Source organism: Embleya sp. NPDC008237 (genome assembly GCF_042956465.1).
Lineage (GTDB): Bacteria > Actinomycetota > Actinomycetes > Streptomycetales > Streptomycetaceae > Embleya.
Genome location: NZ_JBIBGL010000019.1, coordinates 51,831 through 78,708 on the forward strand (window position 1 = coordinate 51,831; position 26,878 = coordinate 78,708).

Annotated in this window: 19 protein-coding genes and 1 tRNA gene; 12 read left to right on the top strand and 8 right to left on the bottom strand. The window is 71.9% G+C overall.

Translation table 11 applies throughout. The features are described 5' to 3' along the window. Positions 1-47 precede the first annotated feature (47 nt). Positions 48-248: a hypothetical protein gene (locus tag ACFZBU_RS38010; protein ID WP_391588323.1), complete on the top strand. Its 201-nt coding sequence runs from the start codon at positions 48-50 to the stop codon at positions 246-248. Here ACFZBU_RS38010 and ACFZBU_RS38015 read toward each other — a convergent pair. Both ACFZBU_RS38015 and ACFZBU_RS38020 read right to left on the bottom strand, forming a co-directional pair. Further along, positions 222-1,742, bottom strand: a complete 1,521-nt coding sequence (locus ACFZBU_RS38015) for an MmgE/PrpD family protein (RefSeq protein ID WP_391588324.1) — start codon at positions 1,740-1,742, stop codon at positions 222-224. The genes ACFZBU_RS38010 and ACFZBU_RS38015 overlap by 27 nt on opposite strands. Further along, positions 1,739-2,692, bottom strand: a complete 954-nt coding sequence (locus ACFZBU_RS38020; protein ID WP_391588325.1) for a diacylglycerol/lipid kinase family protein — start codon at positions 2,690-2,692, stop codon at positions 1,739-1,741. The genes ACFZBU_RS38015 and ACFZBU_RS38020 overlap by 4 nt, the downstream gene beginning before the upstream one ends. Positions 2,693-3,384: 692 nt before the next feature. Between ACFZBU_RS38020 and ACFZBU_RS38025 the strand changes: the two genes are divergently transcribed. Both ACFZBU_RS38025 and ACFZBU_RS38030 read left to right on the top strand, forming a co-directional pair. Continuing rightward, on the top strand, positions 3,385-4,155 hold the full coding sequence (locus ACFZBU_RS38025) for a BTAD domain-containing putative transcriptional regulator (protein ID WP_391588326.1): 771 nt from the start codon (positions 3,385-3,387) through the stop codon (positions 4,153-4,155). A gap of 103 nt (positions 4,156-4,258) precedes the next feature. After that, a tRNA-OTHER gene (locus tag ACFZBU_RS38030) sits at positions 4,259-4,351 on the top strand. A gap of 379 nt (positions 4,352-4,730) precedes the next feature. Here ACFZBU_RS38030 and ACFZBU_RS38035 read toward each other — a convergent pair. Genes ACFZBU_RS38035 through ACFZBU_RS38055 form a run of 5 tightly spaced genes read right to left on the bottom strand, consistent with a single transcriptional unit; the run spans position 4,731 to position 15,018 of the window. After that, positions 4,731-5,705, bottom strand: a complete 975-nt coding sequence (locus tag ACFZBU_RS38035; protein WP_391588327.1) for an LLM class flavin-dependent oxidoreductase — start codon at positions 5,703-5,705, stop codon at positions 4,731-4,733. Positions 5,706-5,756: 51 nt separating this feature from the next. Further along, positions 5,757-6,548 (bottom strand): thioesterase II family protein, encoded by a 792-nt coding sequence (locus ACFZBU_RS38040; protein WP_391588328.1) that lies wholly within the window; start codon positions 6,546-6,548, stop codon positions 5,757-5,759. Beyond that, positions 6,545-8,173, bottom strand: a complete 1,629-nt coding sequence (locus ACFZBU_RS38045) for a long-chain-fatty-acid--CoA ligase (protein ID WP_391588329.1) — start codon at positions 8,171-8,173, stop codon at positions 6,545-6,547. Before ACFZBU_RS38045 ends, ACFZBU_RS38040 begins: the two co-directional genes overlap by 4 nt. Positions 8,174-8,219: 46 nt before the next feature. After that, positions 8,220-14,666: an SDR family NAD(P)-dependent oxidoreductase gene (locus tag ACFZBU_RS38050; RefSeq protein WP_391588330.1), complete on the bottom strand. Its 6,447-nt coding sequence runs from the start codon at positions 14,664-14,666 to the stop codon at positions 8,220-8,222. Continuing rightward, positions 14,656-15,018 (bottom strand): acyl carrier protein, encoded by a 363-nt coding sequence (locus tag ACFZBU_RS38055; RefSeq protein WP_391588331.1) that lies wholly within the window; start codon positions 15,016-15,018, stop codon positions 14,656-14,658. Before ACFZBU_RS38055 ends, ACFZBU_RS38050 begins: the two co-directional genes overlap by 11 nt. 402 nt (positions 15,019-15,420) lie before the next feature. Here ACFZBU_RS38055 and ACFZBU_RS38060 point away from each other — a divergent pair, with 402 nt between their 5' ends. The 4 genes from ACFZBU_RS38060 to ACFZBU_RS38075 all read left to right on the top strand — a co-directional run bounded on the left by ACFZBU_RS38060 (position 15,421) and on the right by ACFZBU_RS38075 (position 19,913). Next, entirely contained in the window at positions 15,421-15,801 is a 381-nt protein-coding gene (locus tag ACFZBU_RS38060; RefSeq protein ID WP_391588332.1) for a nuclear transport factor 2 family protein, read from the top strand. Between the two features lie 185 nt (positions 15,802-15,986). Continuing rightward, positions 15,987-17,450, top strand: a complete 1,464-nt coding sequence (locus tag ACFZBU_RS38065; RefSeq protein WP_391588333.1) for an MFS transporter — start codon at positions 15,987-15,989, stop codon at positions 17,448-17,450. Positions 17,451-17,574: 124 nt separating this feature from the next. Beyond that, positions 17,575-18,777, top strand: coding sequence for a cytochrome P450 (locus ACFZBU_RS38070; protein WP_391588334.1), 1,203 nt, complete (start codon positions 17,575-17,577; stop codon positions 18,775-18,777). A gap of 335 nt (positions 18,778-19,112) precedes the next feature. Continuing rightward, the gene (locus ACFZBU_RS38075) at positions 19,113-19,913 is read left to right on the top strand and encodes a helix-turn-helix domain-containing protein (RefSeq protein WP_391588335.1); all 801 of its coding nucleotides are present in this window, start codon (positions 19,113-19,115) and stop codon (positions 19,911-19,913) included. Positions 19,914-19,935: 22 nt separating this feature from the next. Here the strand turns inward: ACFZBU_RS38075 and ACFZBU_RS38080 are convergent, their stop codons facing one another. Further along, a complete protein-coding gene (locus ACFZBU_RS38080) occupies positions 19,936-21,078 on the bottom strand; it encodes a glycosyltransferase family 4 protein (protein ID WP_391588336.1) in 1,143 nt (380 codons plus the stop codon). Between the two features lie 924 nt (positions 21,079-22,002). On the opposite strand from ACFZBU_RS38080, the gene ACFZBU_RS38085 reads away from it, so the two are divergent. From ACFZBU_RS38085 to ACFZBU_RS38105, 5 genes are all read left to right on the top strand, one after another. Next, a complete protein-coding gene (locus tag ACFZBU_RS38085; RefSeq protein ID WP_391588337.1) occupies positions 22,003-22,980 on the top strand; it encodes an aKG-HExxH-type peptide beta-hydroxylase in 978 nt (325 codons plus the stop codon). Beyond that, a complete protein-coding gene (locus ACFZBU_RS38090) occupies positions 22,980-24,212 on the top strand; it encodes a YcaO-like family protein (protein WP_391588338.1) in 1,233 nt (410 codons plus the stop codon). The genes ACFZBU_RS38085 and ACFZBU_RS38090 overlap by 1 nt, the downstream gene beginning before the upstream one ends. Before the next feature lie 69 nt (positions 24,213-24,281). After that, a complete protein-coding gene (locus ACFZBU_RS38095; protein ID WP_391588339.1) occupies positions 24,282-25,121 on the top strand; it encodes a class I SAM-dependent DNA methyltransferase in 840 nt (279 codons plus the stop codon). Between the two features lie 152 nt (positions 25,122-25,273). After that, complete coding sequence (locus ACFZBU_RS38100; RefSeq protein WP_391588340.1) at positions 25,274-26,521, top strand: cytochrome P450; 1,248 nt, start codon at positions 25,274-25,276, stop codon at positions 26,519-26,521. A 5-nt stretch (positions 26,522-26,526) separates the two neighbouring features. Continuing rightward, positions 26,527-26,814, top strand: coding sequence for a ferredoxin (locus ACFZBU_RS38105; RefSeq protein WP_391588341.1), 288 nt, complete (start codon positions 26,527-26,529; stop codon positions 26,812-26,814). Positions 26,815-26,878 lie beyond the last annotated feature (64 nt).

Genomic DNA, 26,878 nt, shown 5'->3' on the forward strand with positions numbered 1-26,878 from the left:
GCGAACGAGGCCATGGTGATCCGGACCGACGGGAGATGCGGATGTCGATGAGCGCGAGTACGCACACGGATGTCGAGAAGAATTCGATCGAGGAAATGCAGGCACAACTGACCGAGGGCTTCCTCGCGTTGTGCGCGGACCCGGACGACGCCGAGGCGGCCGGCCGCGCGGACGGCGCGCTGCACGCGCTGGACGTACTGCTCGCGCCGGACGCGGCAGGCTCACCGGCCGACGGCCCGTTCCAGTAGCGCGCGCAGCCGGGCCGGGTCGGTCCGCGCCAGCCCGGGCCACTGCCGGGTCACCGCGGCCGGCCCGCCCGCGGCATGGAACTTGGCGGCGATCAACTCCCGGTGCCGGGACCGCAGTTCCGGGCCGAGGCCACCCCGGGGAATGCGGTACTCGCGGACCAGCACCCGGCCGTCGTGCAGTTCGACCCGCACCCGGGCCGGCGTCGGCTTCTCGGCCGCGGTGAAGTCCCCGGCCGGTGCGCGCGATGCGGGAGCCAGATCGAGCAACTCCGCGCCGCCGAACTCCGCGAGCCAGGCTCGCCCCGCATCGCCCGCCTGCCGCAGCGCCTCCCCGAACGGCGCGTCGCCGGCCAGGAGTTCGCGGGTCATCGCGGGGTCGTGCACGAGTCGCACCTTGGCCGCCAGTCGCCAGCGCTCGGGTGTGTCGACCCGGGGCGCGGCGAAGTCCTCGATGACCAGTTGCCCGGTCAACAGCGCGGTGGCCACCGGGTAGGGGGTATCGAGCACCAGCGCACCGATCGGGGTGCGCGGCCCGTCGAGATAGGGCCGGGCCTTGCGGGCGGCGAAGAGCGTGTAGACGGAGCACTCCACGATCACCTCGCGCACGTCCTCCACCGCCCACGTGCCCAGGTCGGTGTGCAGGTCGACGGCGCAGTCGACGGCCGCGTCGATGCCGGGACCGCCGGGGTGCAGCTTGAACGAGAGCGTCTCCGTGTGCCAGCGCCGCCCCAATCCCAGGGTCAGCGCGTCCGGCAGCGGCACGGTGGCGAACCGGGCGAGGAAGCCGTCGGGATGCTCGACGATGTCGGCTGCGCCGTGCAGGCCACCGGCCGCGGCGTCGCAGGCGTCCAGGCCCATCCGGACGGCGACCGGGACGTGCAGCAGTCGGGCGTCGCCGGCGATGAAGCCGCGCAGCAGGGTCCACGGCGGCGCGCTCAGGGCCAGTGCGAGGGCGTCGAGCCAGCGTCCGGCCGGGGCCCGTTCGCACGCGAGTCGGCCGGCGACCGCGCCGACGACGTGGGTGTGCAGCGCGGTCTGGCCGCGGAAGGGGCCCAGGGTGGCCGCCGAGGTGATCCGCGCGGCGCACTCGTCGGCCAGGATCACCGCGCGCAGCAACTCGGCGCCGGAGAGCCCGAGAGCGTGTGCGTAGGCGAGCGGGACGCCCACCGTCGAGGGGCCCAGATGGCCCGCGTAGGCGGTGTCGTCGAGATTGAGCCACGCGCCGACCCCGCCCAGGACGCGCGCGGATTGCGCGGTGTCGGCCTGGAACGGGGTGCCCAGCGCGCGGACCAGGCGGTGTCCGTCCGGCTGCTGCAACCCGGTTCGGATCGCCGCGAGTTGGGAGAGCACGTGGGTGGCGGCGAGGTCGATCACGCGTTGCGGGACGTCGGACAGTTCCAACCCGGCGGCCCAGTGGGCCAATTGTTCCAGCGGCCCGCCGTCGCCCTCGGTCGGCGCTTCGGGGGCGGCGGCCTCGACCCGGCGGCCGCTCACCCGCCGGTTCGCTTCGGCGAGGCGAGCACGTGCAGCGCGCGGGGCAGCACCTCGACGGTGATGGTGCCGCGCTCGGTGGGCACCACCTCACCGTCGTGCTCGAAATGCAGCGGCAGGCCGTCCAGTCGCTCCAGGGTGACCGATCGGCCGCGGGCATAGGTCGAGCCCGCCGAGTCGAGATGGCCGCCGGTGCGCATCAGTTCCAATGCCGTCTCGGCGGGGGTGTCGGGGTCCAGCACGCACACGTCCAGCAGTCCGTCGTCGCGGATCGACCGGGGGAGTACGTTCAGCACGCCGGCCCGATGCCGTCCGCCGCCGACGTTGGCCAGGATCGTGCGGCCCGACTGGACCACCGTCCCGTCCACGAGCACCCGGCCGGGATAGGGCCGATAGGTGCGCAACGACTCCGCGATGGCCTGTTGGTAGCGCGGGCGCCCGGCGATGGGCGAGGACCTGGCCCGGGCGGTCGCGTCGGCGAACAGGCCCGTGCTCAGGCCCAGTACGACCAGCCGATCGGGTTCCACGAGCCGGGCCAGGTCCAGGCGACGGTGCTCGGCCTCGCCGGCGAGTACGGCGTGCAACGACTGCCACCACGGGACGTCGTCCCACAACGAGCGGTAGTTGGAATTCGCGGTGCCGCCGGGCAGGACGGCCAGCGGGGGCGGTGCGGCGGCCCCGCCCCCGACCAGGCCCGCCACCACGTCGCGCAGCGTCCCGTCGCCGCCGATGGACACCACCAGGTCGGCGCGCTCGGCGCCGGCCGCCAGCTCGGCCGCCAACGCCGTGGCGTGTCCGGGGTGTTCGGTGGGCGCGACCCGCACGTCGTCCGAGTGCTCCCGAAGGATGTCGGTGACCGCCGAGAGATACTCGGCGGTCGTGGAGCCGGCCCGCGGGTTGAAAATGATTACGATGTTGGGAAAGCGATTTCCGTGAGTCCCGAACTCGTCCAAGGCCGGTCCACCGCCCGTTGTCTCGCCGTTAACCATTTCCGGATGCGGGGCCTGGAGATGATCCCTCGACGCCTTCACCGGCCTGTCGGAATACACACTGCGCGATGCGTCTGATCTCGCTCTGACACGGTTCTGACCGCGGTTGGGCTCGACGCTTCTTGATCCGCGGCATTCCGGTGCCAAGATCGGAAAAGCCGGTGCGTCCGACTTCCGGCAAATGATTCGTAAATACTCTTGTAGGCATGGCAGGGTAATGTGCAACGATTCTGCCGATGACTGCCGATCGGTCATGGATCGGGGGTGATCAAAAAGACGAGGTGATATGTTTGGGCCAACCAATGACTGGTGCTGCGTCTTTGACCATCGGGGGTATGAGATCTCGGCGCGGGGATGAAGATCGATTTTCTGGCGTTTAAAATTTGTCGCATAATTGCGAAATGCCCGATGTCGACGTCTTTTTTGACGTTGGTCGGCTCGGGCTCGGCCGCGGTGCGGGTGTGGGGGAACACAGTCGCGCCGTCGGCCCGGGGGTACGGGGGACTCGCTGTCGTATGGCCGGGTTGCCGTGTGCTTCGCCGGGCCGGGTGGCCGGAGGGGAATGGCGTGCGCCGCTTTCGGCGGCGCGCTTTCGCCTTCCCGGGGGTTGACTGCCCGGTTCGTACGATTCAGGGTGTGGATGCGCAGGAGGCGTGATGCTTACGTTCCAGCTGCTGGGAGCCATCGGGGCAAGATCGGAAAAGGGGGAATTGCGATTGTCGGGGACGCTCCAACGAACGCTCTTGGCCGCGCTGCTGATAGCCGAAGGGAGTCCGGTATCGAGAGGCGGCCTGATCGACGAAATGTGGGGGAGTAACCCTCCGGTTGTGGTCGAGAACGCCATCCAGGCACACGTCAGTCGACTTCGCCGCAAGCTCGCGGCGCTCGAGGACGATCCCGAGAAAACCAGGTTACTCACCGAGCACGCGGGATATCGCCTCATTCTGGACGGCGCGACGCTCGATGTGGCGGTCTTCATCCAGGAATACGAGCGGATCAAATTCGGCAATCTTCCGCGCGGCGTGGCGGCCCGGGAAATACGTGGCGTGCTCAAGATTTGGCGGGGACCGATCTACGGCGGCTCGCACGTGGGTCAGGCGTGTCAGGCCGCGGCCGCGCGCTACGAGGAGACCAGGCTCGCGTTGCTCGAATTCCTCTTCGACTGTGAGCTGGAGAACTTCGAGCACCGGCGGATCATCCCGGAGCTGCAGACCCTCCTGGTCGAGCACCCCTACAACGAGCGCTTCCGCCAGCAGCTGATGGTCGCGCTGTACCGCTGCGGCCGACAGACCGACGCGCTCGACGTCTACCGAGGGTTGCACATCCAACTGTCCGAGGAACTGGGGCTGTCGCCGTCGCCCATCATGCGGGACTACGAACGGGCCGTGTTGGAACAGGACCCCTCGCTGCACGTGCGGTCCACCTGAGGACAGGGGCAGACGTCATCGCGATGTCAGTGCCCGGTCAGCGGGGGCCGGCACAGTGGAACACGTGAACGGCACCGAGTCCCCGGGACTCGGGTCGGGATCGGGAGAGGTGCCCGGAGCGGCTGATCGGGGACCGAAGGCATTGCCGAGGTCGGATTCCACGGAGTCCACGCAGGTTCGAATCCTGCCCTCTCCGCACACGCAGAACCGGGCCGAAGGCCCGCCGCCGGCGTCACCGCCGATGCGGGGCCCGGAGCCGGAGACCCGTCGCGGTCGGCACGGGCCGGCAACGCAGGCACCCCACGAGGCACCGCGGACCGACGAGGCCGGCGCACGACCCGCCCGCGCTCCGCGGAGTTCGGCCGGTCCGCTTTCGACCCGGCCATCGTCGACCCCCGGTCTGTCCTCGGCCGGATCACCTCCGGCCGGTCTGCTTTCGGCCGATCCCCTTCGTCCGGGTCTGTGCGCATCCGCGCCGCCCACCGTTCGGGTGGGTCAACGCCGATCGCCCGTGCTCGACCCGCGCACGCATGCGACGGGCCGACCACGGGCGACGGGAAACGCCACCGGCAGGGTCACCGGTGAATCGCCGGCAACACCCGCTCGGCGATCTCCTCGAGCTGTCCGGCGGGCTCCAGCGAGCCGACCCGGATGACGATGTGCCGGGCCCCGGCGCGGACGTAGCCGGAGAGCCAGTCCGCACACTTGGCCGCCGAACCCCAGCCGTAGGCCTGGATCCGCGCCATCTCGGCCAGCGAACGCCGGTAGTAGCGCTGCGCGTAGTGTTCCAACTCGGCCTCCGCCGCGGCCTCGTCCCGGTTCACGTTGACGGTCGCGTACAACCCCGGGGTGACCGCGTCCGCCGGCCGCCCGGCCTCGCGGACCAGCTTCCCGATCTGCTGCCACGCGTGTGCGTAGGCGGAGACCGAGGGCAGGTACGGCAACCAGCCGTCGTAACGCCGGGCCACCCGGCGCAGCACCGCCGGCGTATCACTGCCGGCCAGCCACAGCGGCGGCCCGCCGATCCGCGCCGGACGCAGCAGCAGGTCCAGGTCCGCGGCCTGCAGATGCCGGCCGACGAAGTCGGTCCGGGCGCCGGGTTCGCCGCTGCTCCAGGCCCGGCGCCACAGGTCGACGATCTCGTCCAGGCGGCCGGCCCGCCCGGCGTAGGCCGCCCCGACGGCGGCGAACTCCCGTTCCGTCTCCGGGATCGGGAAGCCCGAACCCAGGCCCAGGGTCAACCGGCCGGCGGCCACGTGGTCCACGCTGGTGATCAGGTTCGCGCCGATCAACGGATGCCGCAGGGCCGGGGTCAGCGCCGCGGTGCCCAGGCCGATCCGGTGGGTGGCCGCCGCGGCGGCGGACAGCACCACCAGCGGATCCAACCGCGCCCGGGCGATCAGCGAGTCCCCGGCCCACAACGAGTCGAAGCCGAGCAGTTCGGCCCGGACGGCGAAGTCGATCAGCGGGCGTGCGTCCAGGGCACCGACGATGGCCAGTTCGCGGGTCGGCAACAGGATCCCGAAGTGGGGCAGGGCAGAGCGGGGCATGGCGTGCTCCTTGACGGGTACCGGGACGGCGGTCGGGCCGGCACGCGCGGATCAACCGCGCGCGGCGGCCTCCAGTCGGTAGAGGTGACCGCAGAAGTCCTGGGTGATCGCTTCCACGTGGGTGTCGATGAAGAAGTGACCGCCGGGGTATTCCCGGTGCCCCAGATACTGCGGGCTGCGCGGGATCCAGGACTCGAACGCGTCCGCCTCCTCCTGGAGTCCGTCGCTGCGACCGCCGTAGGACACCAGCGGACACGGCACCAACGCGCCGAGGTCGACCCGCTGGGCGGCCACCGACAGGTCGGCGCGCAGGGCGGGGATCACCATCGCCAACATCGCGGGGTTGTCGTAGATCTCGGCCGGGAACGATCCGAGTCGCTTGATCCAGGAGACCAGTTGCTCCTCGGGCATCTCGATGTGCTCGTCCGTCGGGCAGAAGAATCCGGTCGGCGCCCAGCCGGACATGCCCACCATGAGCGGTCCCGGTACCCCGTCCCGCTCCATGCGCACCGCCAACTCGTAGGCGAGTTGCGCGCCGAGGCAGTGTCCGAAGAAGGCGAACGGGCGGTGGTCGGAGGCGCCGAGCACGGCCTCGTACAGCCCTTCCACCAGGGGCTGCCACTCGGTGTACGAGGTCTCGCCGCGGCGCTCCTGGCGGCCCGGCAGGGTCACCGCCTGGGCGCCGATGTCGGCGGGCAACACTTCGGGCCAGTCCCGGTAGATGATCGCCCCGCTGCCCGCGTGCGGGAACAACAACAGGCGGATCCGGGCCTCGGGGTCGGCCTCGGCGGGCTGAAACCACTGGCCCGGCCTGGACATCTTCCTGGCTATCGCGGTGCTCACCGTGAAGTTCCTTCCATTGCCTCGGCTGTCGTCGCAGACCGGTGGCCTGCGGTGTCCGTGTCCGGCACGGTCCGTGCACTCTCCAACCGCTCCCGGACCACCCGGCGCAGGATCTTCCCGGCGGGATTGCGCGGAAGCGCGGGCATGACGTGATAGGCGGTCGGGATCTTGTAGTCGGCGACTCGACCGCGCAGGAAGAGCATCAACTCGCGCGGTGTGGCCCGCCGATCGGGCCGAAAGGCCACGCACGCGTGCACCGCCTCTCCCCAGCGGGCATCGTCGAGGCCGACCACCGCGCTTTCCGCGACGGCGGGATGCTCGGCGAGTTCCTTCTCGATCTCGGCCGGATAGATGTTCTGTCCGGCGACGATGATGGTGTCGTCGATGCGGTCGCAGACGTACAGGTAGCCGTCCTCGTCGAGGTAGCCGTTGTCGCCCATGTACAACCAACCGTCGCGCAGCGTGCGGGCGGTGGCCTCGGGGCGGTTCCAATACCCCAGCATGCGGGACGGGGTGTGGATGCAGATCTGGCCGATTTCGCCGGCCGGCAGCTCCCGCCCTTCGCCGTCAAGGATGCGCAGTTCGTTGCCCGGACACACCCGGCCGGCCGAGCGCAGCAGCGGACTGCCGGGGCGGTGGTCCGCAGGTGGCAGGCACACCGGCACGCTGGCCGTCTCGGTGCTGCCGTAGATCTGCACGAACTCGCAGCGGAACACCTCCAGGCTCCGGGTCAGCAGGTTGGTGGAGATGGGTTCGCCGCCGTAGGCGACCTTGCGCATCGACGCGAACGCCTCGGGGCTCGCCTCGCGTTCGTCGAGCATCATCCGCAACATGGCGGGCGCGGCGAAGGTGGTGGTCACGCCGAGCGTGCGGATCAGCCGGACCGCCTCCTGCGCGACGAAGGCACGCATGACCACATTGGTCAGACCGGCGTTGAAACCCTGCCAGAACCACGCGGTGCCCGCGGTGCCCAGGCCGGGCAGCGAGATCAGGTTGACGTCCTCGGGCAGCCAGTCCACCCAGTCCACACCGGCCGCACGCATCGCGGCGGGGAAGGTGAAGAAGCTGCGATGCGGCACCACGGCACCCTTGGGCAGGCCCGTGGTGCCACTGGTGTAGATCTGCACCACCGCGTCCTCGGGATCGACCGCGGTGTCGGGGTCGGTGTCCGGCGCGTCCGCCCACCACGCGTGCAGACCGCCGCCGACGTCGTCGCCGCGGTCGATCCGCACGAGCGTCCTCAGCGCGGGCAGGGTGGGTTGTACCGGCGCGATCACCGGGTCGAACTCGCCGTCGAAGAACAGGAGTTGCGCGCCCGAGTCGCGCAGGATGTGATCCGCCTCGCGCGCGGTCAGCCGCCAGTTGACGGGCACCAGCACCGCGCCGACCTTGGCGCACGCGAGCACGATCGTGTAGTAGTACTCGGACTCGCGGCCCAGCCAGGCCACCCGGGCGCCGTGCCCGATGCCGGCCGAACGCAGGGCGTGCGCCGCGCGGTTGCTCATGCGGTGCAGCTGCGCGTAGTCGACCCGGCGGTCCTGGCAGATGATCGCCGGGTGGTCGGCGCGATCGCGGGCATGTGCGGCGGACGTGGCGACCAGCGTCCATTGCCTGGCGTCGTCCATGGTCTCCTCCGAGGGTGATGCGGCCCGGGGGCCGGTCGGTCCGGGGTCAGCCGGCCGGGGGCACGAGTTGTCCGTCGAGGAACTCGGTCAGCAGTTGCGGGGACGGGAAATCGAAGGCCAGCGAGGCGGGCAGCGGGATGCGGAAGGCCGACTCCAGACCGGTCTTGAGCTCCAGCGCCATCAGCGAGTCCAGTCCCAGCGCGACGAATTCGGTACTCGGATCGATCTCCTCCTCGTCCTCGGCGTGCAGCGCGGCGGCGACACCGGCCAGCACCACTTCGGCCACGGCGGCCCGGCGCTCCGACTCGGGCTTGGCGATCAGCGCGGCCAGGTCCAGACCGGTCCGGCCACCGCCCCGCTCCTCGCCGGCATCCGGACCACCGGCGCCGACCAGCCGGGCGTACAGCGCGTTGCGCAGCGGGCTCTGGGACAGGTACCGGTCCCAGTCCCACTCGCCGGCCACGTACTGCGCGTCCGGTCCGGACCACAGGCGGTGCATCGTGCGCAGCGCACGGGCCGGCGAGAAGTAGCGCATGCCGCCGCGTTCCAACTCCCGGGCGAGGTTGTCGCCCAACCGCGCCGACATGCCCACGCGCGACCACATGCCCCAGTTCGTCGCCCGCCCCGGCAGGCCCTGCCGGGTGCGCCACGCGATCAGGCCGTCCAGGAAGGCGAACGCGGCGGCGTAGTGTGCCTGGGTCGAGCCGCCGACCACCGCGGCGATCGAGGAGTGCACGATGAAGAAGTCGAGTTCGGGGCAGTCCAGGCTCGCCTCGTGCAACAGCCAGCCGCCGTACGCCTGTGCGTGCAGCTGTTCGTCGATGGCCTCCCAGCTCAGGTTGCCGATCAGCGCGGAGCCCGCGTTGCCCGCGGCGTGCACGATGCCGGCCAGCGGGACGCCGCCGGCGCGCACGTCGGCGAAGAGCCGATCGACCTCGTCGGCATCGCCCAGGTCCGCCCGGGCCACGGTGACCCGGGCCCGCTCGCGCAGCGCGGCCAGGATCGGGACTGCCTCCGGGGTCGGCCGGCCGCTGCGGCCGACCAGGACCAGGTGCCGGGCGCCGAGGTCGACCAGCCTGGTCGCGGTGACCAGGCCCAGACCGCCCAGACCGCCGCTGATCAGGTAGGTGCGATCCGGCCGGATCGACACGGCCCGCACCGGGTCGGAACGCTCGGGTGCCACGGTCAGCACCGGTTGCCCGGCGCCCCCGTCCCGGCCCGCGGCGAGCGCCTCGTCGGCCTCGTCCAGGTCGAAGCCACGCACCCGGATCCGCGGCAGCTCACCGCGGCGCACCGACTCGACCACCGCCGGCAGCACCTCGGCGACCAAGCGGGTGCGCGCCTTTGCCGACAGCTCGGCCAGGTCGGCGGATCGATACATCGCATCGGGCCGCGCGCTCGCACCCGCGTCCGCGGCCGCCTGGGTGCCCGTGTGCGCACCGGTAGCCGCTTGCGTGTCCGCGGCCGCCCGGGTGCCCGGGTGCGCACCCGCGGCCGCGTGCGTGCCCGCTTCCGCGTCCGTGGCCGCCCGGGTGTCCGCGTGCGCACCCGTGGCCGCTTGCCCGTGCGCTTCCGTGACCGCGCCCGCGCCCGCTTTCGTGCTCGCGTCCGGGTCCGCCCGCGGACCGGGCTCGGCGCCGCCTACCACCACATATCGGCCACCCTCGACCAGGCAGCCCACGCCGACCGCCGTGCAGCCGGCGCCGAATTCGACGAACGCCGCGTCGACCCCCAGCCCGTCGGTGCGTCGCAGCACCTCGGTGGTCGGGTCGGCCAGGTCCGGCGCGAGTTCGTACCGCGCCCCCGCCGTCGACGGCCGGTCCGGGTCGTCCGGGTCGGCGAGGCCGATCACCTCGTACCCGGCCCGGACCGCCAACGCGGTCAGTGCCTGCCCGACCCCGCCGGTCACCCGGACCAGCACGACCGCCCCGGCCGGGACCCCGTCCAGGGCCCGCAGCGCGTGGTGGGCGGCGACATAGGCCGCGGGCAGCGCCGCCGCCGCGTGCGCGGGCACGTCGTCCGGGGCGAGCGCGACCGCCTCGGCCGGCACCGTCACCGTGCGGCGTACGGTGCCAGGGTGATGCGCGACCACCGGGTCGCCGACCGCGAAGCGTACGCCGGCGCCGACCGCGACGACCGTGCCGCTGCATCCGGAGCCCGGCACCGGCGCCGGATCGCCGGCCGCGGCCACCCGCAGGTCGTGCGGGTGGACCGCGGCGCTGTGCACCCGCAGTTGCACCTGGCCCGGCCCGGGCGCGAGATCCTCGGCGGGCACCGGACGCAGGTCCGCGGTTTCGCCGGACGCAGATGCGCGCAGTGCGAAACCGCCGTCCCATGAGGGGGTGCGCTCGCCGGGCAACAACCGGCGGGCGTAGCGCAGACCGTCGCGGTAGGCCACCTGGAAGTCGCCCACGTCGGCGGCCCGCCACTCGTCGGCCAGGACCGCGAGATCCGCATCGGCGGGCAGGTCGAGCAGGGTGGCCCGATGCCGCGGGTACTCGTTGAGCAGGACGTGCCCGAACCCCCACAGCGTGGCCGCCGCCAGCTGTTCGCCGGTGCCCGGTCGGTCGCCCGGCAACCACTGCGCGCGCTCGGTGACCAGCCACAGTCGCGGCGCGCCGGCGGTGCCCGAGGCGGTCAGTGCGGCCACCACGGCCGACAGGTCGCGGTAATTGCGTTCGCACTCGCGGCGCAGCCGGCCCGCGGACATCGGCCCGTCCAGCGCACGCCAGAACCAGCACACGTCGGTCACCGAGGAGTCGTCGAGCGCCCGGGCGAGCCCGTCGGGCCCCTTCGGGTGGGACAACCTGATGCCTGCCGTCGCACCGGCGGCGGCCAACCGGGCCGGGTCGGCGCCCAGGACCAGGACGTGCCGCTCGACCGATGCCGGGCCCGGCGTCGCCCGATGCCGCAACCAGCTCAGCCGGTGCAGGAACACCGGTCGCTTGTCGGGCGGTTCGGGCAGGGCGAGCCGTACGTCGCGCAGCTCGGCGACGGGCGCGTCGCCGTCCAGGAGGAGGAGGTCGACCAGTCGGCGGTCCGGACCGTCGGCGTCGACGCGGGCGACCACCCGCAGTCGCTCGCCGCGCGGCTTGCGGAACAGCCGCACGCAGCCGAACCGCACGGGGGCGAATGCCGGACTGTGCGCGTCCGCGCCGACGGCGACCTGGAGCGCGCAGTCCAACAGTTCGATGGGCAACTGCTCGACGGCACCGGCCTCGCGACCGGTCAGCTCACCGGTCAGCACGCCGTCCCGATGCCGGTCGACCCGGGTCGTCAGGCGGTAGCGCGGGCCGTGCCGGCGGCCCACCGAGGCCAGGTCGGTGTACAGGTCGTCGGCATCGACGCTCTCCCGGATCGGGCCCGGCCGATCGGCCAGGGCACGCAGCGCACGATCGGGACGATCGTCGTCCCGCGGTGCGGCCAGGAGCGCGGTGGCGTGCGTGCGCTCGTCCTCGGCCGGACCGCTGACCACCTCGACCCGGGCGCCGCCGTCCGCCGACGGGACCAGCCGGGTGCGCAATTCGACGGCGTCCTCCTCGGGCAGCGGCAGCGGTGCGCCGATCTCCAGGTCGCGTACCGCGCCGTGGCTGTCGCCGTACACGACATCGCGCAGCGCCAACAGCAGCTCGACGTACGCGGCGGCGGGCACCACCGGGCCGTCCGGACCCTGGTGGCCCGCCAGGCACGCGGGGCGCTCGGCGGTGTAGTCGGCGACGAACCGGCGGGTGCCGGCGGGGTCGTCCGCCGTTGCCGGGACCGGTCGGCCCAGCAGTGGATGCCACGCCGCTCCCGGCGCCGAGGCACCGGCACCGCTGCCGGCCTTCCCGGCCACCGGCAGCCAGTACCGCTTGCGCTCGAAGGCGTACGTGGGCAACTGCATGCGCGCCGCCGGGCGTCCCGCGTGCACGCCCGCCCAGGACACCCCGATGCCGGCCGCGTACAGCTCGGCCAGGCCGCGCAACACGGTGTCGCCGTGCGGGTCGCGGCGTCGGACACTGGCCGCCCACCGGTGCTCCTCGGCGGTGGTGCACCGCTTGGCCAGCGCGGTCAGCGCGGTCGAGGGGCCGATCTCGACGAAGGCATGCCGGCCGCGCTGCTCGACCGCCCGCACCCCGGCCATGAACAGCACCGGTTCGCCGATGTGCCGCACCCAGTAGTCGGCGGTGCCCAGTTCGGCGAACCGGCCCAGCGCGCCGGTGGTGTTGGAGATCAGCGGGATCTCCGGCGGCCGGAAGGTGATCCCGGCGATCGCCGTGTGGAACTCGTCGAACACCTCGGCCATCAGCGGCGAATGGAACGCGTGGGACACGGCCAGGGCATCCACCCGGACGCCGCGGTCACGCAACTCGACCACCAGTTCGTTGAGTTGTTCGCTGCCGCCGGAGATCGTGCACTGGTCGGGGGCGTTCACCGCGGCCAGTGCCAGATCGGTGCGCCCGGCCAGCAGCGGGCGGACCTCCTCGGCGGGCAGCGCGACCGCGGCCATCCCGCCGGGCTTGCGGACCGACTGCATCAGCCGGGCGCGCGCGGCCACCAGCGTCACCGCGTCCGGGAGCGAGAACAGGCCGGCCACCGCGGCCGCGGCGACCTCACCGATGCTGTGCCCGATCAGCACGTTGGGCTGGACACCCCAGGAGATCCACAACCGGGCGAGCGCGTACTCGAAGGCGAACAGGGCGGGTTGGGTGTACCCGGTGCGATCCAGCAGCGTGTCGTCCCGGGCCCGACCCAGGATCAGGTCCCGGATCGACTCGGCCAGGTGCGGGGCGAACCGCGACTCGCACTCGTCCAAGTACTCGCGGAACACCGGGAACCGCTCGTACAGGGCGGCGCCCATGCCCGGATACTGGGCGCCCTGGCCGCCGAACAGGAAGGCGACCTTGCGTACCGGTGCGGCGGCGGGCCGATCGTCCGGCTCGATCGCCGCGTCCAGGAGCTTGACCAGGTCGGCGCGGCTTTTGACGACGCCGGCCAGCCGGTGGCCCAGGTGGGCCCGGCCCACGTTGGCGGCGTGGCACAACCGGCCGAGGTCCGGTTCCGGGGTGCGGTCCAGGAACTCCCGGTAGCTCCGGGCCTGGCGGCGCAATCCGGCGGCGTTCTTGCCGGACAGGGTGAACACGGCCGTGGACGGGGCGGGTTCGGGGAACGGTGCGGCGGACGGCTCCGGGGCCTGTTCCAGCACGGTGGCCGCGATGGTGCCGGCGAAGCCGAAGCTGTTGACCACCGCGCGCCGGATCGGCGCCCGCCAGGGCAGGCACTCGGTGGGGACGCTGATCGGATACAGGTCCCACGGGATGCGGCGCGCGGGCTCGGTGAAGTTCAGGTGCGGGTAGATGGTGGCCGAACGCAGTTGCAGGACGGTCTTGATCACCCCGACGATGCCGGAGGCCGGCTCCAGGTGCCCGATGTTGGTCTTCGCCGAGCCGACCACCAGCGGCGCCCGCGCGCTGTGCGAGTCGGCGAACACGGCGTTGATGGCGCCCAGTTCGATCGGGTCGCCGAGCGGGGTGCCGGTGCCGTGCGCCTCCACGTACTGGATGTCGGCGGGCGTCAGTCGGGCCGCCGCCAGCGCGGTGCGGATCACCTGCTCCTGCGCGGGGCCGTGCGGCACGGTCAGACCCGCACTGTCGCCGTCCTGGCCGATCGCGGTGCCGCGAATCAGCGCGTGCACGGTGTCGTGGTCGCGCTCGGCGTCCGACAGCCGCTTGAGCACCACGATGCCGCAGCCCTCGGCCCGTGAATAGCCGTCGGCCGATTCGTCGAACGTCTTGCAGCGTCCGTCGCTCGCGAGCATCTGGCCGTGCGAGAACATCACCATGAAACTCGGGTGGTGCACCGCGTTGACCCCGCCGCTCAGCGCGATCGTGCACTCGCGATTGCGCAGCGCCTGTACCGCCATGTGCAGCGCGCTGAGCGAGGACGAGCACGCGGTGTCCACACACACGCTCGGGCCGCGCCACCCCAGGAAGTAGGACAGCCGGCCGGACATCGAGAAGATCGTGCAACCCGCCGCCAGGTGCCCGTCCAGTTCCTCGTAGGGCAACGCGCCCATGTGCAGCGCATAGTCGAACGAGCTGACACCCATGTAGACGCCGCCGTCGCCGCGCCGCAGCGGCGTGGGGTCGATACCGGCGTGTTCCAGTGCCTGCCACGCGGTCTCCAACACCATGCGCTGCTGGGGATCGATGTAGCGGGCCTCCTTGGGGGAGATGTTGAAGAACGGCGCGTCGAACAGGTCCAGGCGGTCCAGGAAACCGCCGCTGTGCGTGCCGATCTTGCCCCTCTGGTCCGGCTCCTGCGCACTGAAGGCCGCAACGTCCCAGCGGTCCTCCGGGATGGTCCGGATGCCGGACCGCCCGGCCCGCAGGAACGCGTCGAACTCGTCGGGGGACTCGGCTCCGCCGGGCAGGCGCAGGCCGATGCCGACGATCGCGATCGGCTCGTCGTCCGGTTCCCATCGGCGGTCGCTCGTGCGCGGGCTATCCGACATCACTGGTTTCCTTGGTTTCCGTGCCGGGCGGCCGCGAGTCGGCCGAGTGCATGATCGGTTCGGCGGGCGGTGCGGACAGGACGTCGGTCAGGTAGGCGACGAGCTGCTCCACCGTCGGGCGACCGAACAGGATGGTGGCGTCGATGCCGATGTCCAGTGACCGCTCCAGCCGGGACCTGACGTCGTTGAGCCGAAGAGAGGTCAGACCGAGGTCGAAGTAGCCTTGGTCGAGCGGCAGTTCCTCACTGTCGTCCATCAGCAGGATCTCCTTGAGGTATGCCACGACGAGGTCTTCCAGGGCGTCTCGGCGCTCGCGCCGACTCATCTCACGCAGGTGTCGACTGGTATTCATCGGCCTCAGGTAAACAGCCGTTGCTGACGCCGGGCTGATCCAGGGCTGATGTGATTGCCGCCGCGCTCCGCCCGGCCGAACCGGCCCGGTCGGTTCCGGGCGCGCGGATTTATTACCTCCCGGGTAGTGGACCCGGCTCTTCGCCCGCCGGCACGCTCGGATCGGCGAAGTGACGACGCGGCGGCTGCGCGGTGACGCGGAAGGCGACGCGGCGGCGGCACGCCGGAGCAAAACCCACGAGCCGACGGCCCGGTCCACGCGGATTTATTACGTCCGAGGTAATCGACCGGGCTCTCTTTCGGTACCAGGCTTGAGCCGTCGGGGCGTTTTCCGCCCCACGCGAGGCCGAACCCCCGTACGCCCTCGTATTCAAATCCCCGTGTGATCGTATGAGGAGTGCATGTGAGCGAGATCGAAGCGATCGTGGAAAGGTACGTCGCGACCTGGGCGGAGCCGGACGCCGAAATCCGGCGGAAGAACATCGCCGAACTGTGGGCCGAGGACTGTGTCTACAGCAACACCGCCACCGTGTATCGAGGCCGTGAAGGCATCGAGGAGGCGGTCACGGAAGCGTACGAGAACTTCGTCCCGAAGGGCTTCGGGTTCCGGGTCGCCAGGGTGGACGCCACCCAGGAGGCCGTGCGCTACCAGTGGGAGGTGGTCCCGGCGGCCGGCGGCGAGCCGACGATGACCGGCACGCAGGTGGTCACCTTCGACGCGAACGGCCGGATGGTCCGCGACCACCAGTTCATCGACAAGGTGCAGGCCGACCAGGCCGACTGAGCACTCGCCATCCGCCGCGCCGCGACCACCTCGCGGGATCGGGTGCGGTCGATCCTCGCGGCGCGGGTCGATTCCGGCACGGGCCCGGGTGCACCACCCGTCCCGTGCCGGACCCCGCGCCGTCGGCTCCCGGCGGCGGCGAAGCGGCCGGAAGCAACGACGACACCTCGATCGGGAGTTCGACCATGTCGACCGACGCAAACACCCGCACCGCCGCGCCCGACGCGGTACCGGCGGCCGAGCCGGAGGCGGACCGGCACGCCCTGATCCGCATGCTCATCGTGGTCTCCGGCATGTTCATGATCACGTTGGACTTCTTCGTGGTCAACGTGGCCATCCCGTCCACCCGCGCGGACCTGCACGCAAGCTCCGCAGCCGTCGAGTTCATCGTCTCCGGGTTCAGCCTCGCCTACGCCGCCTGCATGCTCACCGCCGGCCGACTCGGCGATCTGTACGGCAGGCGCCGGATGTTCGCCCTGGGCATGGTGCTGTTCACGGTCGCCTCGCTGGGCGGCGGCCTGGCACCGGACTCGGGCGTACTGATCGCCGCCCGGGTGCTCCAGGGCGTCGGCGCGGCCGTGATGACCCCGCAGATGCTGGCCATCCTGAACACCTCGTTCACCGGCCCGCAACGCGTGCGCGCGTTCACCGCGTTCGCACTGTCGATGGGCATCGGCGCCACCTTCGGTCAATTCATCGGCGGGGTGCTGATCCACCTGGACATCGGTGGCCTGGGCTGGCGCACCATCTTCCTGATCAACGTGCCGATCGGCCTGGCCTCACTGGTACTGATGCGCCGCTTCATCCCCGAGTCGCACGGCTCCGGTCGGCTCGGCCTGGACCTGCTCGGCTCACTGCTCGGCTCGCTCGGCCTCCTGGCCATCGTCTTCCCGCTGGTCGAGGGCCGCGAACAGGGCTGGCCGGCGTGGTCGTGGGCATGCCTGGCGGCCTCGGTCCCGCTGCTGGCCGGGTTCGCCGTCCGCCAGCACCGACTCGAACAGCGCGACCAGGCACCACTGATCTCGCTGACCCTGTTCCGGGAACGGGCCTTCTCCGTCGGCGTGCTGATCATCCTGGGCTTTTTCGCCGCGATGGCCTCCTTCATGCTCGTGCTCGCGCTCTACCTCCAGGACGGCCACGGCCTGTCGCCGCTGACCACCGGCGTGGTCTTCGGAGCCCTGGGCATCGGCTACGTCCCGGCCGCGTTCGCCGCACCCGTGCTGGGCGTCCGACTGGGCAAGCACGTGCTGACCCTGGGCGCACTGGTGGTCGCGGCAGGATACGGCCTGCTGCTCGCCGCCGTCGCCGGGATCGGCGTCGACGGACCCTCGGCGTGGGTGATGCCCGGACTGTGCGTGGCCGGCATGGGCATGGCGCTGTTCATCAACCCGGTGACGCCCACCGTGCTCGCCGGGGTCTCACCCAGCCACGCCGCCGCCGCGGCCGGAGTGTTGTCCACCGCGCAGGAATGCGGCAACGCGCTGGGCGTGTCCGCCATCGGTGTGGTGTTCTTCGGGGTGCTGGGCGACGGCCACTCGCTCGCCTACGCGCACGCCTTCGAATGGAGCGTGGCGGTCCTGGCCGGCTTCACCGTCGTGGTGGCGGGCCTGGCCCAACTCCTGCCCGGGCCCGCCGCACAGGAGAGCTGATCGACCTCGGCCCGGTGGCGCAGCACACCCCACCGGGCCGAGGGTTCGCCACCGCACCCGTTCGGCTCGCCCCGTTCGCACCGCAACCGTGCGATCGGCTCCACTCTCCGCGTGAGGAGGCACGATGACCGACACGACCCAGGACACGACGATCCCGACCTGGCCGATGCCCCGATCCTGCCCGCTGCTGCCCCCCGACCGGTACGCCGAGCTGCGCGAGGAACCGCCCAGGCAGGTGCGCCTGGACGACGGCACCCTGGCCTGGCTCGTGACGCGCTACGCGGACATGCGCGCGGCCATGCTCAACCCCTCGCTCAGCGTCGACATCACGCTGCCGGGATTCCCGCTGCGCCTGCCGCTCCCGCCCGACCCGCTGCTGCACTCGTTCCTGCGGCTGGACCCGCCCGAACACACCCGAGTGCGGCGCATGGTGATGCCGGAATTCAACAACACGGCCGTGGACGGATATCGGCCGGCCGTACGCGAACTCGTGCAGGGCCTGCTGGACACCGTGGCCGAACAACCGCAGCCGGTGGACCTGCTGCCCGCATTCGCCTTTCCCATTCCGGCGCTGATGATCGCCCGAATACTCGGCGTACCGGAACGCGATCTGGACGCCTTCCAGGAACAGAATCTGGCGCTGACGCGATGTGATCTACGCAATGCGGATGCGGTCGACGCGTTCGGCGCCCTTTCCGAATATCTGGAAGGGCTGGTCCGGGACAAGGAACGTGAACCATCCGACGATCTGATCAGTCGCCTGGTGCATTTGCACGTGGCCAAGGGCGAGTTCGGGCGGGACGAACTCGTGGCAATGGTGTTGCTGCTTCTGGTCGCGGGCGCGGAGACCACGGCCAGCCAGATCGCGTTGAGCGTTTTGACCCTGCTCCGGCACCCGGAACAGATCCAACCCATGCTCGAACAGCCCGGCCGGCTGGGCAAGGTGATCGACGAACTCCTGCGCTACTGGTCGATCTCGCAGGACAACCAGGTCCGGGTCGCCAAGCGGGAAACCACCCTGGGCGGCGTGCCGATCCGGCCGGGCCACGCGGTGGTCTTCGCGATCTCCGCCGCGAACCACGACGACAGCGTGTTCACCGACGCGGCCCGCTTCGACCCGGACCGGGACGCCCGTCACCACCTCGCGTTCGGACACGGCACGCACTTTTGTCCGGGCGCGGCCCTGGCCAAGATGGAGATGGAGATCGCGCTGCCGGCGCTGTTCCGCAGGTTTCCGAACCTGCGCCTGGGCGCCGACCTCGCCGATCTCTCGTTCCGTTACGACACAGTGGTCTACGGCGTCAACGAACTTCCCGTCACCTGGTGATCGACCGGTGGTGCCGCACCGCCGCACCGGACCGACGGCCCCGCCACGCGGTCGACCCCCGAGACCGCACGCCGGGGCCGTCCTCCACCCACCTCACCGGCAGCCCATGCCCCGCGCCCGTGCCTGCGCGCCCGCGCGGGACCGCGCAAGTGGGGTGGCCGGGCGGCGGAGGCCGCGCCCGTGCCCGCGCGCCCGCGCGGGACCGCGTTCCCCGCCGGCGCACACCGCGCCACCCGATACCCCGTTCACCATGCGCGCCGCCGCCCGGGTATCGACAATGGAGCCAGGCGGGCCGGAGGATGCCCGCCGGGAGGACGAGGTAGGGACCAGTGACGGTGACCACGACCCCGCGCCAAACACAGCCCATCGGCGACCTGCTGCGCCAGTGGCGCAAACGTCGTCTGCTGAGCCAACTGGAACTGGCCACCCAGGCGGAGATCTCCCCGCGCCACCTGAGCTTCATCGAGAACGGCCGCTCCGGCCCCAGCCGGGACATCGTGCTGCGCCTGGCCGAGGCCCTGGGCCTGGAACTGCGCGAACGCAACCCGTTGTTACTCGCCGCCGGTTATGCCCCCGTCTACCACGAGACCAGCCTGGAGGCCCCGCACATGGCGGCCGTGCGAGCCATGCTGCGCCAAGTGCTCGCCGCGCACGAGCCGTTCCCGGCCGTGGTCCTGGACCGATACTGGAACCGGGTGGAAGCCAACGAGCCCGCCCTGCTCTTTCGCATCGGCGTCTCGGACGAACTGCTGCGCGAGCCGGTCAACCTGCTCCGCCTGAGCCTGCACCCGCAGGGCCTGGCCCCGCTGATCGCCAACCTCGGCGAATGGCGCGCCCACCTGCTCAGCAGGTTGCGCCAGCAGGTGACGATGACCGCCGATCCGGACATCATCAAGCTCTACGACGAACTCGTCGGCTACCCCTGCGACCAGCCGGAGCCCAAGGTCGAACTCCCCGGCCCCGGCGACATCGCCATCCCGCTCCGCCTGCATCACGACGGCCGCATCCTCACCTTCTTCAGCACCATGGCCACCTTCGGCACCCCGCTGGACATCACCGTCGCCGAGCTGGCCATCGAGTCCTTCTACCCGGCCGACCCGGAAACCGCGGAGGTCCTGCGCACCACCAAGTGGTAGCCGCGGCACCGGCACCACCGCGTCATGCCGGCCCCGCGCCGCCCACCACCCGCGACGGATCCAGGCCCGCCAACACCACGTCGGCGCGCCGACGCCACGTGTAGCGGTCCAGGACCTGCCGCCGCGCCTCGTCGCCGAGCGAGCGACGCAACTCGTCGTCGCCCACCAGTTCGAGGACGGCGTCCGCCCACGCGGGCGGATCCGCGGGCGGGCGGATCAGGCAGTTCACCCGATCCGTCATCACCTCGTGCAGGACCGGCAGGTCGGAGACGACGATCGCCCGCCCGTGGGACATGTACTCGAACAACTTCATCGGAGACGTCCACCGGCCGGTCTCACCGAGCCTGCCGGTGAGATACACCTTCTCCTCGTACGGCGCCAGGACCACATCGAACTGCGGGAAATAGCCGGGTAGTTCCGCAGGCGGTCGATGCCCGTGGAAATACACGTTGGCAAGGGCACACGGCTGCTCCCATCGATCCCGGTCCTCGGGTGTGCCGCCGACCAGGTGGAAGTCCAGGCCCGGGAGCCGCTCGGCGAGGTCGAGGATCAGATCGATGCCGCGCCCGTCGTACAGATGCCCGACGTAGCCGACCCGGGGCACCCCCGCCCGGCCCGGCAGCCGCACCGGCTCGGTCGCGGGGCGGGGCGGGTCGGCGCAGTCGGGCGCGACCAGCACGGCCGCCGGATCCAGCTGCGGGTAGGTCGCACACAGATCCTGGGCGAGCGCGTGCGTGATCACCACGACGCGGGCCAACCGGGGCTCGGCGAGCAGCCGTTGCTCGGTCTCGGGCGGGGAGAGGTCCGTCCGGATCTGGTGCACCTCGTACACGAACGGCGCCACGTCGGCGGCCACGGCGAGGCAGTACGGATCGCGCCCGAAGATCAGATCCGGAACGCCGTCGCGGATGAGCGACTCCCGCACCCGCTCGGCGCGCTGCCGGTATCCGGCGGGGGAGTGGTCCGGCGCCGCGACGGTACGGATGGGGAAGCGGTGGCGGACCCCGTAGTACGCGTACGCGTCGTCGGCCGGATAGGTGCCGGGGGCGGCGTAGAGGGTGATGTCGTGCCCGGCCGAGGCGAACGCGTCGCACATGCGCATGACATGGACGTTGTTGGCCCAGTAGGAGGGGATGCTGCCGCCGTGCAGGTAGGCGATGCGCATGCCGCCCTCAGCCCTGTACCGGAGCCGGCGGGCACAACCCGCGCCGGGCATCGGGAATCGTTCGGGTCGGTGCGATGCGGGCGGGGCTCATCGGCGTCTCCTCGTCCTGGGCGGCGGTGATCCGGCGGTGCCGGCGTGCGCCCGGGGCGGCGACGCCGGGACATCATCACCGGTGATCACCGTGTTGCCAAGAGTGACGCGCGGACAACGGCGAGAACCGGTCGACACCACCCGCCCGGGGCATCTCGCGGGGCGAGCGAAGACCGGTGCCCGACCCGGACCGCGGGGCGGGACACCGGACTCGCCCGCCCCGGATGCGGGAACCCCAGAACGTCCGGATCCGGGTGTCGCGGCAGCGGACGGAACCCACCGCTCGGGCCCGACCCGCCACCCCCGAGGCGCCGAACCGTGCCGTCGTTCGTGGCTCTCCCGCGGCATTTGCCTCGCCGGGCAGAACTTGCCTCGTTGTTTCCGGCCATTGTTTGTCCGACGCACGGCACCTCGGCGGTCCGGATGAGCTGTTGACATGCCGCGGCGGATGTGGCCGGCATTCGCGCCTCCCGCCAAAACGGCTGCCGGCCCGCTCGGTTCGGGACGAAGCGGGGTCATCCGCGCGAAATACAAGGGCGTTTCCGGCTGTACCGACTCGGCTCCCCACGGAGCGCAACCGTCGGCTACTCCTTGTGCCGATCGTCGTTGCGCGCCCACGATGGCGCTTCCGGTCGTCCTCGTCGACGGCGGGGGAACCGGCGATCCGAAGGGAGTCCGATATGCACGACGACATCGAACTTGTCCCGGAAGAAGAACTGCCCGAGCTGGCCTTGATGATCGACCTTCCCAGCTGAGGCGACGTCACCGTGTACGACGGGCCGGAAGATCCGGCCCGTCGTACACCCCGCATCGGGATCACGAGAGGTACTCGCCATGCGAGTGGAACCAGATGCCGGGCAAAGCGCCGAGGAACGCGCGGTCCTGGCGCGCATGACGCAAACGATCCTGGCCCGAGCCGACCTGACCATCACGCCGCGGGAATCGACACACCCGGCCGTCATCGAGACGGCCCACGTCGCCCAGCGAGTCCTGCACGCCGAACCACCCGACCCACAACGCCTGGAAGCGCTGGGTCGCATGCTCGAACGCGCCAGAGCCGACATCGCCGACCCGCCCCCCGAACTCGCCTGGCCCGTCGACCTCGTGGCCCCGCGGGCGCATCTGCAACGCAGCGTGGCCCGGGCCCTGAAGGCCATTCCGAAGCGGGACGACGACACCACGACCGCACCCGCCTCGACCGTGGTCGCCTGGCGCGACGCGGACACCGACACGGTCCGCGAGACCACCCGCCTGCTGGCCGAGGTCTGGCCCGAGGCAAGCGCGGAACTCGGCGAAATCCTGGTGCAGATCGCGCTGTTGGACGGCGCGGCGATCGACGGCTTCACCGACTTCGGCGTGCACGGCGCGGTGTTCATCCGACGCGACCGGCTGGATCGAAGCGCCCACGGGCTGCCCGGCCCGATCCGATTGGCCGAGGCCCTCGTCCACGAGGGAACGCACACCCGCTGCAACGCCGCGACCGTCGCCGCCGAGCCCTTCCTGCGTCGCCTCGCCGAAGACGACGGCCCACTCGTCGCCACCCCGCTGCGCGCCGATCCGCGGCCGCTCACCGGCCTGTTCCAACAGGCGGTCGTGCTGGCCCGGAGCGTGCTGCTGTACCGGCGGCTGCTGGACGCGGGTCCGGCGGCGACCCCGACGGAGGCGGCCGACGCCGTGCGATCCCGGCACGACCTGCTCGCCCGCTCCGCGATCGACGCCGTGGGTACCCTGCGCGAGCACCGCTGCGCGCTCACCGAGCACGGGCTGTCCGTCCTGGAACAGGCCGCCGACGTCGCCCGGACGCACGCGTGATGCCCGCGCCCGGGTGGGACCCGCAGGTGTTCAGCCCCTACGACCGCGGGCCCGACATCGTCATCGCGCGCATCGCCGCCCGCTCGCCGCAATTCGACGCCGTCTGCGCGGCCGGCGAACGACCGGTCGTCGTCGGCAGCGCCGCGGGACATAGCCGCGAACAGGTGGTGACGAGCGCCCGCGGCGAACTCCTGGAGCGCGTCGGCAACATCCTGGCCGGCCGCGAGGCCGAGGCGAACGACGCGGCGCTGGTGGCCGGCTACGCCGAGCTGCGCCGGCGCGGCATCCCCGCACTCGACCCCGCCGCCGCGACCCCCGACGGTTTCGCGCCCACCACGCCCCCGGACATCGCCCGCAGCACCCGACGGCTGTGGGTGCTCGGGCGCCACGCGCACACCGACGCCGAGATCCATGTGCCCGCCGGCGCGGTCTTCCTGCACCATCGCCCGCCCACGGGCTGCGACCCGGGCCCGGGCGTCGGCTCGACCGGCCTCGCCGCGCACCCCGACCCACAGGCCGCCGCGGACCACGCCGCCTGGGAAGTCCTCGAACGCGACCTGATCCGCCGCAGCTGGTACGGCCTTTCGCCGGCCCCCGCCTCGCTGCCCACCGGCGAGCCACCCGACCCCCTGGCCAAGCTCCTGACCGAACTCGACGTCACCGCGAGCGTCCTGGACGTCCCGGCCACCCCCGGTACCCGCTGCGTCGTGGTCTGCCTGCACGCCCCCGACGGCACCGGCCAGACCTTCGGAGCCCGCTGCGGCCCCGACACCGCCATCCCGCCGCTGATCGAGAAGGCGGCCTACGAGGCCCTCATGGTGCGCTGGAGCATGAGCAGCCCGGTGGCCGTGGACACCTGGGCCCGCGGGTGGGGGAGTCACCCGCCACGGACGGCCGTACAACACGCCCTGTGGGCCTACCACCGTCAGGACAGCCTGACCCTGTGGACAAGCCGCACCCACGACGCCCACGGGGTCCCCACACCGCCGCAGCGGCCTGCCGGGCACGCGACCGCCGACGCCGCGACGGTGCCGGCGAATCGACCCGGGCTCACCGCACTCGCCGCCCACACCGACCGTGACGTCATCCTCGTGGACACCACGGCAGGCCCCGCCCGCACTCTCGGCAGCACCGTCATCCGGGCCATCGCCCCGGGTGCGGGCGCCCTGCCCACCGGGCCGGCGCCCGAACGGCACCCACGGAAGACGTCGGCCCCACACCCGTTCGGCTGAGCCGACGCCCACCCCGGACCTGCGATCCCCGTCCCCCGACCCCGATCCGCCGCGAGCCGAGGAGCCGCCATGCCCAGGACCGACAGTCCGCCCACCCGCCCGGCCGACGCGCCGCCCGACCCCGGCGGCGGCGCCGAGCTGCGATCCGCGGGCGCCGCGGAGCCGACCGGCCCGGGCTACGCCGACACCCATGCGGCGGACTACGACCGGTGGTTCGGCAAACCCGGGATCACCGGCGCCACCGTGCAGGCCCTTGCCGACCTCGCCGGCTCCGGACCGGTACTCGAACTCGGCATCGGCACCGGCCGCATCGCCCTACCGCTCGCCGAACGCGGCCTGCGCGTGCACGGCATCGACGCCTCCGAAGCGATGATCCGGCATCTGCGCGGCAAGCCGGGCGGAGCCGAAATCACGGTCACCACGGGCGACTTCGTCCATGTGGCCGCACCCGGCCCGTTCTCCCTGATCTACCTCGCCGGCGGCACCTTCTTCGAACTCCCCGACAGCCGAGCCCAACAGCGCTGCCTCGCCGCCGCCAGGGACCGCCTGCAACAACCGCACGGAGTCTTCGTGTTCGACGCCCACCTTCCCGAAGCCCTCGCGGTCGCCGCCGCATCCGGCATCCCCGAGGTCGTCGCCGGAACCGACGAACACCTCATCCTGTGCCACCGCCGGATCGACCCGTCCACCCAGACGTACCACTCGCACTACCTCATCCACGAGGCCGACCGCACCCGCCACCTGCGCGTCTCGTTCCACTACGCATCCCCCGGCGAACTCGACCTGCTGGCCCACCGAGCGGGCCTGCGGCTCAAGCAACGCCTGGGCTCCTGGGCGGGCGCCCCCTTCACCCGGGACAGCACCTACCACGTCTCCGTCTACGAACCCGCCACCCCGGAGCAACCGTGACCCACCCGGCCCCCGACGACCCCCGCACCCCCACCGCCACCCGCGGCGGCGACCCGACCTCGCCGACGCGAACGCGGGCGAGCGGTACCTCCGGCGGCGAGCCGAATCCCGAACGGGGAACGCGGGCGACCGCCGCCTCCGGGGACGACTCGATGTCGCCACCGCGAACGCAGTCGCCCGTCGTCTCCGGCGGCGATCCCACCTCCGAGGCACCCACCCACCCCGCCCCCGGCCAGGTCTTCCCCTTCCCACACCGCGACGGGCTCGACCCCATCCCCGAGTTCGCCGCCCTGCGCCGGGACGCCCCATGCGCCCGGATCCGACTCCCCAGCGGTGACCGGGCCTGGCTGGTCACCCGCTACGCGGACGTGCGCCTCGTTCTGGGCGACCCGCGCTTCAGCCGCACCCGCGCCACCCGGGGGAGCGGCCCGCGGATGGCCGACGTCCCCACGCTGGCCGACTCGATCCTGGCCGCCGACCCGCCCGAACACACCCGGCTGCGCAAGCTCGTGGCCGCCGCCTTCACCGCCCGCCGCGCCGAGGCCATGCGACACGACATCGCCCGCCTGGTCGACGGCCTGCTCGACACGGTCACCGCGCACGGTCGCCCGGCGGATCTGGTGCCCCTGTTCACCCGACCCCTGCCACTGGCCGTCATCTGCGACCTCCTCGGCACCCCGCGGCGCGACGGCGACCGGCTGGATGCCTGGTGCGACGCGCTGCGCAGCCTCACCGCGATCCCCGACGCCGCCGTCACCCACGCGGTCGCCGAGATGACCGGCTACATGGCCGACCTGATCGCCGACAAGCGCCGACACCCGGCCGACGACATGCTCAGCGTCCTGATCTCCGCCCGCGACGACGAGGACCGCCTCACCGAGGACGAACTGATCTCCTTCTGCGTCGTCCTGCTCGCCGGCGGCTACGGCACCACGTCCGACCGCCTGTCCGGCATGATCCACCTGCTCATGGACGCCCCCGAGCGCTACCGGCACATCCTCGACAGGCCCGAAACCATCCCCACGGCCACCGAGGAACTCCTGCGCTACGCGCAGACCAACGTCCAGGCCAATCTTCGCGTGGCGACCGAACCACTGACCCTCGCCGGCGTCGAGATCGCCGAGGGCGACGCGGTGATGGCGATCAACTCGTCCGCCAACCACGACGAATCGGTCTTCGACGCGCCCGAAAACCTGGACCTCACCCGAACCCCCAACCCCCACCTGGGCTTCGGTCACGGAGTGCACCACTGCGTGGGCGCCCAACTCGCCCGCGTGCAACTCCAGGAAGCCCTCATCGCGCTGACCCGCCGCTTCCCGACCCTGCGCCCGGCAGCACCCGTCACCTGGAAGACCGGCCTGAAGACCCGAGCCCCCCGAACCCTCCCGGTCACCTGGTGACGCCGATGCCCACCCCGATGCCCCCGGTTCCGCCCCCGAACACGCCCGCCCCGGGCCCCACCCACGGGCACATCGAGATCGACCTCGACTTGTGCATCGCCTCGGGCATCTGCGCGGCCACGGCCCCCACCCACTTCGCGCAGGGCGCCGACGGCCGGGCCCGGGTACGCTCCGACGCCCCGCCTCCGACCGCCCGGGCCGAAGACGCCGCCGCGCTGTGCCCGGTGGAAGCCATCACCCTCGCCCGCGCCGACACCCCGCGCGCCGACACGCCGCGCGCCGACACCTCGTAGCCGCCACCGAAGCCGACCCGACCGCCGCAGCGCCGGGGAACCGCACCGTCCGGGAGCCGTTTTT